Annotated in this window: 11 protein-coding genes and 1 pseudogene; 6 read left to right on the top strand and 6 right to left on the bottom strand. The window is 72.0% G+C overall.

Annotated features, from left to right (window positions below):
* The 6 genes and pseudogenes from IC63_RS15630 to IC63_RS18560 all read right to left on the bottom strand — a co-directional run.
* A pseudogene (locus IC63_RS15630) lies at window positions 1-315 on the bottom strand (hypothetical protein); the annotation flags it as partial.
* Window positions 312-671, bottom strand: a complete 360-nt coding sequence (locus IC63_RS15625; protein WP_036722152.1) for a YciI family protein — start codon at window positions 669-671, stop codon at window positions 312-314. The gene IC63_RS15625 and the pseudogene IC63_RS15630, both read right to left, overlap by 4 nt.
* Before the next feature lie 26 nt (window positions 672-697).
* Window positions 698-877, bottom strand: a complete 180-nt coding sequence (locus tag IC63_RS15620) for a DUF1289 domain-containing protein (RefSeq protein ID WP_036722150.1) — start codon at window positions 875-877, stop codon at window positions 698-700.
* Window positions 874-1,341 carry a Holliday junction resolvase RuvX gene (gene ruvX, locus IC63_RS15615; RefSeq protein ID WP_036722148.1) on the bottom strand — a complete coding sequence of 156 codons (468 nt, stop codon included), beginning with the start codon at window positions 1,339-1,341 and terminating at the stop codon, window positions 874-876. The genes IC63_RS15620 and ruvX overlap by 4 nt, the downstream gene beginning before the upstream one ends.
* The gene (ccmI, locus tag IC63_RS15610) at window positions 1,338-2,861 is read right to left on the bottom strand and encodes a c-type cytochrome biogenesis protein CcmI (RefSeq protein ID WP_084115983.1); all 1,524 of its coding nucleotides are present in this window, start codon (window positions 2,859-2,861) and stop codon (window positions 1,338-1,340) included. The genes ruvX and ccmI overlap by 4 nt, the downstream gene beginning before the upstream one ends.
* Window positions 2,862-2,962: 101 nt before the next feature.
* Window positions 2,963-3,394: a universal stress protein gene (locus IC63_RS18560; protein ID WP_052042314.1), complete on the bottom strand. Its 432-nt coding sequence runs from the start codon at window positions 3,392-3,394 to the stop codon at window positions 2,963-2,965.
* A gap of 231 nt (window positions 3,395-3,625) precedes the next feature.
* Here IC63_RS18560 and IC63_RS15600 point away from each other — a divergent pair, with 231 nt between their 5' ends.
* The 6 genes from IC63_RS15600 to IC63_RS15575 all read left to right on the top strand — a co-directional run bounded on the left by IC63_RS15600 (window position 3,626) and on the right by IC63_RS15575 (window position 9,305).
* On the top strand, window positions 3,626-4,900 hold the full coding sequence (locus tag IC63_RS15600) for a sarcosine oxidase subunit beta family protein (protein ID WP_036722145.1): 1,275 nt from the start codon (window positions 3,626-3,628) through the stop codon (window positions 4,898-4,900).
* 67 nt (window positions 4,901-4,967) lie between these two features.
* On the top strand, window positions 4,968-5,225 hold the full coding sequence (locus IC63_RS15595; RefSeq protein ID WP_036722143.1) for a hypothetical protein: 258 nt from the start codon (window positions 4,968-4,970) through the stop codon (window positions 5,223-5,225).
* A 156-nt stretch (window positions 5,226-5,381) separates the two neighbouring features.
* Complete coding sequence (locus tag IC63_RS15590; protein WP_036722141.1) at window positions 5,382-5,597, top strand: hypothetical protein; 216 nt, start codon at window positions 5,382-5,384, stop codon at window positions 5,595-5,597.
* A 27-nt stretch (window positions 5,598-5,624) separates the two neighbouring features.
* Window positions 5,625-5,966, top strand: a complete 342-nt coding sequence (locus tag IC63_RS15585; RefSeq protein WP_036722138.1) for a TfoX/Sxy family protein — start codon at window positions 5,625-5,627, stop codon at window positions 5,964-5,966.
* A 10-nt stretch (window positions 5,967-5,976) separates the two neighbouring features.
* On the top strand, window positions 5,977-6,378 hold the full coding sequence (locus IC63_RS15580; protein ID WP_036722136.1) for a sarcosine oxidase subunit delta: 402 nt from the start codon (window positions 5,977-5,979) through the stop codon (window positions 6,376-6,378).
* Window positions 6,375-9,305, top strand: coding sequence for a sarcosine oxidase subunit alpha family protein (locus IC63_RS15575; protein WP_036722133.1), 2,931 nt, complete (start codon window positions 6,375-6,377; stop codon window positions 9,303-9,305). Before IC63_RS15580 ends, IC63_RS15575 begins: the two co-directional genes overlap by 4 nt.
* Window positions 9,306-9,428 lie beyond the last annotated feature (123 nt).

Below are 9,428 nucleotides of genomic sequence, written 5' to 3'. Positions count from 1 at the left end.
CAGATACAGGCCCCGCGGCCCCGGCCCCTGCGGCGGGCTGGACGCGGCGGCCCCGAACAGCCGCCCCAGCAGACCGCCGGGCTTGCTGGCCACCGGATGGCGGGCCAGCGCGGCGACCAGCCGGTCCAGCACCGGCAGCACGTCGCGCTGGGCAGGATCGTCTGCCAGCAGCCCTTGCGCGACGCGGGCTGCATAGGCGGTGGAGACGGGATGCGAGACGGGATCGGCCATGCGCCCGGGGTGCCAAAGATCGGCCCGGGTGGCAAGCTGGCTGTCGCCCCCGCCGTCACCTGGACCGTGCGGCGAGGCCGTCACGCGAAATCCGCGTCCTCGTAGAACGGGCGGATTTCCAGTTCGCTGGGGCCCGGCATCGGGTTGGGGCAGCGCTTGGCCCATTCCACCGCCTCGGCCATGTCGCGGACGTTCCAGACCCAGAAGCCCGCGACCTGCTCGGACGCCGGCGCGAACGGCCCGTCGATGACCCGCCGCCCGTCGCCGTCAAAGGCGACGCGTCGGCCCTGCGAGGTGGGCTTCAGGCCGCCGCCATCGGCCATGATCCCGGCCGCGGCGAGGTCCTCGTTGAACCTGCCCATCGCGGCGAGCAAGTCGGCCGAGGGCATCTCGCCGCGTTCGCTGTCCGCGGTCGCCTTGACGAATACCATGACGCGCATCTGATCCTTCCGGCTGTCCCGAGGCCTCAACCGGCGTCGGACCCGGCGGTTCCCAGCGCCGCGATCCGGTCCAGCACCGCCTGCCGTTCGGCGTCGGTCATCCGCGACCAGCTGCCGATTTCCGGCAGCGTCCGCAGGCAGCCGGTGCAGAAGCGGCGGGTAGGGTCGAGCGCGCAGATGTTGCGGCAGGGGCTGGCGACCGTCACTGGAGGTAACGCAGCCGGTCCAGCGCCCCCTGCAGGATATACCCGGCCGCGACCTGGTCGATCACCTCGGCCCGGCGCCGGCGCGAGGTGTCCGACTCGAGCAGCGCCCGTTCGGCCGCGACGGTGGACAGCCGCTCGTCCCAGAAGGCCAGCGGCAGGGGCGTCAGCCGTTCCAGGTTGCGGGCAAAGGCGCGGGTGGACTGGGCGCGGGGGCCTTCGGTCCCGTCCATGTTCAGCGGCAGGCCCAACACCAGCCCGGCCAGCCCGCGGTCGGCGGCGATCTGCAGCAGCGCCGTGGCATCGGCGGTGAACTTGGTGCGCCGGATCACGGTCAGGGGCGAGGCGACCTGCCGCAGCCCGTCGCTGACCGCGACGCCGATGGTCTTGGTCCCCAGGTCCAGCCCGGCGATGGCGCCGGCGCGGGGCAGGGCGGCGGCGAACTCCTCGGCCGTCCCGCAGATCATTCCAGCCCGGCCTGCGCCGCGGCGGCGTTCAGCGCCGCCAGTCCTTCGGCGTCGCCGGCCAGCGCCGTGCGGCCGCGGGCCTGCATGTCGGTGGCGCGGGCGGTTTCGCCCAGCACGGTCAGCGAGGACACCAGCCGCGCCCATTCCGCGCCGGTCCCCCCCTGGGTCGTCAGCCGGTCCTGCAACTGCTGGACCATGCCGCCGATCATCTGCTGGCGGTCGGCCGCGGACATCTGGCCCGCCGCCTCGACCGCGGCGGCATCGGGGCCGGGCAGGGCGGGCATGGGTGCGCCGGCCGTGCCGTCCAGCCCGACTTCGGCCGCGGCGGCGTTGACGGCGGCCAGCGCCTCGGGCTGGGCGGCAAAGCGGGTGCGGGCCTCGGCCAGGATCTCGCGCGCGTGGGGTTCGTTGCCGATGCCGACCAGCGAGGTGATGAGCCGCGCCCATTCCTCGGGCGTGCCGCCCTGGTCGGCCAGCCGCGCTTCCAGCTTTTCGACCATGCCCGCGATCATCTGCTGGCGTTCCTCGGGCGTCATGTCGCCGGCGGCGGCCATCGCGGCCGCGTCGGGGCCGGGCATGCCCGAGGCTGCGCCGGGCAGCTGGTATTCGGGATGCCCGGCCAGCCATGCCAGATCGGGCATCAGCTGCCGGATCGGCGCCATCCAGGGCGCGTCGGGGGCGCTGCTTTCGGCCAGCCCGCGCCACAGCGGAAACGCCAGGTCGGGGCGGTCGTTCTGGGCGAACATCAGCCCCTTGAGATACAGCGCCTGCCCGTTGCGGGGATCGAGCTGCAGCGCCGTGTCCAGCGCCGCCCGGGCCTCGGCCGAGACCTGCCCGCCGGCGGCCTCGATCATCATCCCGGCCAGCCGCGCGTGGTCCAGGGCCTCGGCCTCGGACCCGCGGGCGGCGATCAGCCGGGCCTGCGCGTCGCGCGCCGCGGCATAATTGCCCAGCCGCCCCTCGTGTTCGGCCAGCAGCGCCAGCCCCTGCGGGTCGTCGGGGCGGCCGGCGACGGCCTTGCGCAGCTGTTCGACCAGCTGGAGATATTGCGGATCGGGGGTCGGCGCGACCCGCTTGGGCGCCGCCGCCTCAGCCTCGGCCTGCGCTGGCAGTCCGGCCAGCCGCGCGTCGGCCGAGGCGATGCGGGCCGCCAGCGGCTGGTCGGGCATCGCCGGGTCGCCCAGCTTCCAGTACAGCGCCGCGCTGCCGCCGATCAGCGCCAGCAGCACGCCGGCGGCAACCAGAGGTCGCGGCGCGCGGCCTTGCGGGGTCGCCTGCCGGGACAGGGCGCGGTCGGCATCCAGGATCTTGCGGCCGATCTCGGTCTTGAGGCGCTCGGCCTCGTCGGGGTTCAGGACCCGGCGGGCAAGGTCGCGATCCACCTCGCGCAGCTGGTCGCGATAGACCCGCAGGTCATAGGCGGCGGGAGGCTCGGCCGTCGCGGTCCGGCGGCCCAGGAACGGCCGCAGCATCGCCACCGCGACCAGAGCCACCATCGCCGCCAGCAGGATCCAGAACATCGCCACCTCGTTTCAGACCGTCGACGGGGTGATAGGCGGTTTGCCCGGCGCAGGAAAGCGCGCCAGGGTCGCAGCCCCGGTCACGATGGTGTGGCGGCGGCTCAGCGGACCGGCGGGACCAGCACGACGGGCACCTTGGCGCCCTCGCTGACCGCCGTGGCGATCGACCCCAGCACCGCGTCGATCGCCCGTTCGCGGCGTTCGCCCATCACGATCGAGGCGGCGCCCAGGCGGTCCGCCGCGGCGAGGATCTGTTCGGCGGCATCGCCATAGGCGACGTGGGTTTCGACATTGCCCTTGCCCACGATCCCTTCGGCCCAGCGGTCAGCGTGGTTGGCGGCGTCCTGCATCAGGCTCTTGAGCATGTCGGCGAAGGCCGCGCCGTGTCCGGCATGGCGCATCGCCTCGACGACGAGGATCAGCACCAGCCGCCCGCCGCGGGCCTGCGCCTCGGCCTGCGCGGCGGCCAGGATATGCGCCTGCGATTCGATATCCGAGGGGTCAAGAGCGACCAGAACGACGGGGGCGGTCATGGCGAATCCTTTCGGCGATGTCGGGCCGTACAGGACCACAGATCGGCGGTCGGCTGCAAGCGCAAGGGCCGCGGGTCGGTGGGGCGAGGGACTGGGCCGGAAGCGGCCGCGGCTTGTCGCAATATTCCCGGCCGCCTGTCGCAGTTGATCTTGCGGCGCGGCCGGGTTGCGCGCCACTCTGGCCCCCGCCGCACACGCGACCTTGCCCGTCCCCTCAGCCGAGATCCGCCCATGTCCGCACCCCACACCCAGCGCCGGTCCGGCCGCTATTCGGTCTTTGCCATCGCGCGCGAGGCGATGCGGCTCCATTCCGGCTGGGGCCGCGCATGGGCCAGCCCGGAACCGCGCAGCCGCTATCAGGTGGTGATCGTGGGGGCCGGCGGGCACGGGCTGGCGACGGCCTATTACCTGGGCAAGAACTTCGGCATCACCGATGTCGCGGTGATCGAAAAGGGCTGGCTGGGCGGCGGCAATACCGGGCGAAACACCACGATCATCCGGTCGAACTACCTGCAGGACCCCTCGGCCGCGATCTATGACAAGGCGCTGAAGCTGTACGAGACGCTCAGCCAGGACCTGAACTACAACGTCATGTTCAGCCCGCGCGGGCTCATCATGCTGGCCCAGACCGAACATGAAAAGCGCGGCTATCTGCGCACGGTGAACGCCAACCTGCTGCAAGGGGTGGCGACGCGATGGGTGGAGCCGGCGGAACTGGGGCGGCTGGTGCCGATCATGAACCTGGCCGGCCCGCGCTATCCGGTGCTGGGCGGGCTGTATCAGGAACGCGGCGGCACCGCCCGCCACGACGCGGTCGCCTGGGGCTATGCGCGGGCCTGTTCCGACATGGGCATGCACATCATCCAGAACTGCGAGGTCACCGGGGTCGAGACCGCCGGCGGCCGCGTCCGCGCCGTCAACACGGCCAAGGGCCGGATCGAGTGCGACAAGCTGGCGATGGTCGTCGCGGGCCATTCCTCGGTGCTGGCCGGGATGGCCGGCTTCCGGCTGCCGATCGAATCGATCGCCCTGCAGGCGCTGGTCAGCGAACCGATCAAGCCCTGTCTCGACGTGGTGGTGATGGCCAACACCGTCCACGGCTACCTGTCGCAATCCGACAAGGGCGAGATGGTGATCGGCGGCGGCACCGACGGCTTCGTGAACTACACCCAGCGCGGCTCGTGGCACCATGTCGAGGAAACCGTCCGGGCGCTGATCGAGACCTTCCCGATGCTGTCGCGCCTCAAGATGCTGCGCCAGTGGGGCGGGATCGTGGACATGACCGGCGACCGCTCGCCGATCCTGTCGCGCACCCCGGTCGAGGGCATCTTCGTCAATTGCGGCTGGGGCACCGGCGGGTTCAAGGCGATCCCGGGTTCCGGCTGGGCGATGGCCGAGCTGGTCGCCAAGGGGACCCCCGGACCGCTGGCCGCGCCCTTCGGGCTGGAACGCTTCGCCGAGGGGCGGTTCATCGACGAAAGCGTCGCGGCGGGGGTGGCGCATTGATCGGGCTTGAAAAAATCCCCAAGGCGCGGCATCGCAGCGGCATCCTGAACCTTACGGAGTGCCAAGCATGGCGACCAACAACGAATCCAACTCGGGCCTGTGGTTCCTCATCGGCGCGGTCATCGTCGCCGTGGCGGCGATCCTGTGGTACCTCAACGCCGGCGGCAGCGTCCCGGCAGCCGGCGGCGGCGACACCAACGTCACCGTCCAGGCCCCGGCGGCCAGCGCGCCTGCGGCCCCGGCGGCCCCCGCTGCCCCGGCTGGCGGCACCAGCGAGACCACCAGCACCACCACGACGACCACCACCGCTCCGGCCAGCAACTGACCGGATCGCGGGCCGCCCCCGGATCGGCGCGCGGCCCGCGGCGTGCGGCTTCGGCCCGCACCGCTTGGGGCTGACCGAAGTCAAGGCAGGCGCCCCGGCCGCGGTCCAGCGTTTACCCTTGCGGGCGCGACCCGTTTGCAACCACGAGGTGCCGTCATGGCAGAACGCAATTCCGGCGGGCTTGGCCCGTGGCCGCTGGTCATCGGCGCCGCGCTGGTCATCGCCGCCGCCGTCTTCTTCTTCACCCGCGGCGAGGTTCCCGCGCCGACCCCGCTGCCCGACAGCCCCGCCGCCACCGGCACCGCGGGCGAGCCTGCCGGCACGACCGGCGTCGCCACGCCGCAGCCCGGCGCACCGGCCGGCACCAACTGACCCGCGGGCGGGTCGGGGGCCGCGCTGATGGCCCGCGACCGCCAGACCGAGGAGTTGCTGCGCGAGGCGCTGCTCGCGGCGCTGCCGCGCGGCACCCAGCTGGCCGAGCGGCCGATGTTCGGCGCGCAGGGCTTCATGCTGCACGGCAACCTGATCGGCGCTGCCAGCGACCGCGGCGTGATGCTGCGCGTCGGCAAGGACGCCATGCCGGACGCCCTGGACCTGCCCGGCGTCGGCCCGATGGAGATGTCGGGCCGCACGATGGGCGGTTTCGTGCGCGCCGATGAAACGGCCCATGACGATCCCGACACCCTGTCCCGGCTGACCGCGCTCGCGGCGGCTGCGACCCTGTCTCTGCCGCCGAAATGAAGGTGCGACCATGCTGACCCTGACCTGCCCCTATTGCGGCGTCGCGGCCGAGGAAACCGAGCTGGCCCCCGGCGGCGAGGCGCATCTGACCCGCCACGGCCCCGGCTCGTCCGATACGGATTTCGAGGGCTACCTGTTCGCCCGCCAGAACCCGCGCGGGGTGCTGTTCGAACGCTGGCGGCACGCCTATGGCTGCGGCAAGTGGTTCCTTGCCGCGCGCGACAGCGTCACGCTGCAGGTCTTCGGCGCCTATCCGGCGCAGACCACGGCCCCGCCCGACGACCTGGTCGCCGCGATCCGGGCCGCCCGGCCGGGCTGGCAGCCGCCGGCCGCCGTCTCGGCCCACCCCGACGGCCGCACCGGCGATGATTACGCCCTGAACCCCACGCCTGCACGGGACACGCTGGCATGACGAAACGCTTCGCTCCCTTCCGCCTGCCCGCCGGCGGCCGCCTGATCGACCGCCGCGCGCCGCGCGGGTTCCGCTTCGATGGCCGCGCCCTGACCGGGCTGGCGGGCGACACGCTCGCCTCGGCGCTGCTGGCCAACGGCCAGCTGATGATGGGCCGCAGCTTCAAGTATCACCGCCCGCGCGGGCCGCTCGCCTCGGGGGCCGAGGAACCGAACGCGCTGTTCGGCCTGGGCCAGGGCGGCCGGTTCGAGCCGAACCAGCGTGCCACCACCACCGCGCTGGGGCAGGGGATGGTCGCCACCAGCCAGAACGCCTGGCCGTCGCTGAACCGCGACGTGGGCTCGGTCAACAACCTGCTGTGGCGGTTCTTTCCGGCCGGGTTCTACTACAAGACCTTCATCCACCCCCGCGCCGCGTGGAAGCGCCTGTTCGAGCCGGTGATCCGCCGCGCCGCGGGCCTCGGCCGGGCACCGGAACTGCCCGACCCCGACCGCTATGAGCAGGCCTATGGCTTTGCCGAGGTGGTCGTCGTCGGCGGCGGCATCGCCGGCCTGTCGGCTGCCAAGCGGATCGCCCAAGGGGGCGGCCGGGTGCTGGTGCTGGAACAATCCGGCCATTGGGGCGGCCGCACCCCGGTCGATCACGCCGACGGCCAGGCCCGCATCGACGCGGCTCTGGCCGAGCTGCGCGCCATGCCCAACGTCACGCTGCGCCGCAACACGATGGCGACGGGGCTTTACGATCACGGTTATCTGCTGGCGCGCGAGGCGCTGGCCGACCACGACCCCAACGCCGGCCTCCCGCGCCAGCGGCTGTGGCGCATCCGCGCCGGGCGGATCGTCACCGCGACCGGGGCGCTGGAACGGCCGCTGAGCTTTGCCGGCAACGATGTGCCCGGGGTGATGCTCGCCTCGGCGGTGCGCGACTACATCGTCGATTACGGCGTCGCGCCGGGCCGCCGCATCGCGGTCGTCACCAACAACGACGACGGCTATCGCACCGCCTTGGCGGCGCTGAATGCGGGGCTGGAGGTTCCGGTGGTGCTGGACGCACGGCCCGCCGCCGATGGCGCGCTGCCGGCCGAGGCGCGGGCGCGCGGCGTCCGGGTCGAAACCAACGCCGGCATCGCCAAGGTGCTGGGCAAGAAGGGCGTCGACGGGCTCAGATACTGCGCGCAGGACGGCGACGGCGACCCGCTGGGCGTTGTCGATTGCGACGTGATCGCCATGTCCGGCGGCTGGTCCCCGGTCGTCCATCTGTGGAGCCATTGCGGCGGCAAACTGACCTGGGACGAGCGCCGCGCAATGTTCTCGCCCGACCCCGCCCGCCCGCCAACCGGCGCGAACGGCCAGGGCAACGTGCTGGCCGTGGGGGCGGCTGCGGGCGATCTGTTGGTGGCCGAACTGACCGGCGCGGTGGCCGAGGCGCCGATCCTGCCGGTCTGGGTCATGCCCGCCCGTGCCACCCGCAAGGCGCGCTTCAAGATGTGGCTGGATTTCCAGAACGACGTGAAGGTCTCGGACGTCGAGCTGGCGGGGCGCGAGGGCTATGCCAGCGTCGAACACGCCAAGCGTTACACTACGCTGGGCATGGCGACCGATCAGGGCAAGGTCAGCAACATCAACGGCCTCGCGGTGCTGTCCGACGCGCTGGGCCAGCCCATCGCGGCGACCGGCACCACCACCTTCCGCCCGCCCTACACGCCGCTGACCCTTGGCACCATCGCCGCCGAGGCGCGGGGCGAGGTCTTCCAGCCCCTGCGCAAGACGCCGATGCATGGCTGGCACGAGGCGCATGGCGCGTTCTTCGAGCCCGTGGGCCTGTGGCGCCGCCCCTATTGCTATCCGCGCGGCGCGGAAACCCACGCCGATGCGGTGAAGCGCGAGATCCTGGCCGTGCGCGGCGGGGTGGGGACGCTGGACGCCTCGACGCTGGGCAAGATCCTGGTGAAGGGGCCGGATGCCGGGCGGTTCGTGGACATGCTGTACACCAACCTCATGTCCTCGCTGCCGGTTGGCAAGTGCCGCTATGGGCTGATGTGTTCGGAAAACGGCTTCCTGATCGACGACGGCGTCGCGGTGCGGCTGTCCGAGGATGAGTGGCTCTGCCACACCACCACCGGCGGCGCCGACCGCATCCACGCCCAGATGGAGGACTGGCTGCAATGCGAGTGGTGGGACTGGCAGGTCTGGACCGCCAACCTGACCGAGCAGTTCGCCCAGGTCGCGGTCGTCGGCCCCAAGGCCCGCGCGGTGCTGGAAAAGCTGCGCGGGATGGACGTGTCCGAAGCCGCGCTGCCGTTCATGACCTTCGCCGAGGGCGTGCTGGGTAGCATCCCCGCCCGCATCTACCGGATCAGCTTTTCGGGCGAATTGTCCTATGAGATCTGCGTCTCCGCCGATCGCGGGCAGGAATTGTGGGACATGATCCACGCCGCCGGCGCCGAATTCGGCATCACCCCCTATGGGACCGAGGCGATGCACGTCATGCGGGCCGAAAAGGGCTTCATCATGATCGGCGACGAAACCGACGGCACGGTGATCCCGCAGGATCTGGGGCTCAACTGGGCGATCTCGAAGAAGAAGCCCGACTATCTGGGCAAGCGCGCGCAAGAGCGGTCCTTCATGGCCAGCCCCGACCGCTGGAAGCTGGTGGGGCTGGAAAGCCTTGATGGCCGGGTGCTGCCCGACGGCGCCTATGCGGTGGCCGAGGGCGTGAACGCGAACGGGCAGCGGAACACGCAGGGTCGGGTGACCTCGACCTATCACTCGCCGACGCTGAACCGGCCCATCGCGATGGGGCTGGTCCATCGCGGGCCCGACCGGATGGGCGAGGTGCTGGAGTTCCCGGTGCCGGGCGACACGTTCCGCGCCCGGATCGTCGATCCGGTGTTCTATGACAAGGAAGGGGCCAAGGCCAATGTCTGAGCTGCAAACGTCCGGGGCCCGCTCCCCGGGCCCCGAGATGCTGCCGCTGGCCTCGGTCACCGAGGTTGCGGGCCTGGGCATGATCCTGATCCGCGCCGATCTGGGGCGGGCGGGGGACGCGAT

The organism is Paracoccus sphaerophysae (genome assembly GCF_000763805.1).
GTDB classification, from domain to species: Bacteria; Pseudomonadota; Alphaproteobacteria; order Rhodobacterales; family Rhodobacteraceae; genus Paracoccus; species Paracoccus sphaerophysae.
Note: the sequence above shows the minus strand (reverse complement) of the source record. Positions and strands in the feature narration are given on the sequence as shown.

Excerpts from the sequence above, each read along its gene's own strand:
- IC63_RS15575 (WP_036722133.1), top strand. The coding sequence starts at position 6,375 with ATGACGAAACGCTTCGCTCCCTTCCGCCTGCCCGCCGGCGGCCGCCTG.
- IC63_RS15590 (WP_036722141.1), top strand. The coding sequence starts at position 5,382 with ATGGCAGAACGCAATTCCGGCGGGCTTGGCCCGTGGCCGCTGGTCATC.
- IC63_RS15580 (WP_036722136.1), top strand. The coding sequence starts at position 5,977 with ATGCTGACCCTGACCTGCCCCTATTGCGGCGTCGCGGCCGAGGAAACC.
- IC63_RS15585 (WP_036722138.1), top strand. The coding sequence starts at position 5,625 with ATGGCCCGCGACCGCCAGACCGAGGAGTTGCTGCGCGAGGCGCTGCTC.
- IC63_RS15600 (WP_036722145.1), top strand. The coding sequence starts at position 3,626 with ATGTCCGCACCCCACACCCAGCGCCGGTCCGGCCGCTATTCGGTCTTT.
- IC63_RS15625 (WP_036722152.1), bottom strand. The coding sequence starts at position 671 with ATGCGCGTCATGGTATTCGTCAAGGCGACCGCGGACAGCGAACGCGGC.
- ruvX (WP_036722148.1), bottom strand. The coding sequence starts at position 1,341 with ATGATCTGCGGGACGGCCGAGGAGTTCGCCGCCGCCCTGCCCCGCGCC.
- IC63_RS18560 (WP_052042314.1), bottom strand. The coding sequence starts at position 3,394 with ATGACCGCCCCCGTCGTTCTGGTCGCTCTTGACCCCTCGGATATCGAA.
- ccmI (WP_084115983.1), bottom strand. The coding sequence starts at position 2,861 with ATGTTCTGGATCCTGCTGGCGGCGATGGTGGCTCTGGTCGCGGTGGCG.
- IC63_RS15595 (WP_036722143.1), top strand. The coding sequence starts at position 4,968 with ATGGCGACCAACAACGAATCCAACTCGGGCCTGTGGTTCCTCATCGGC.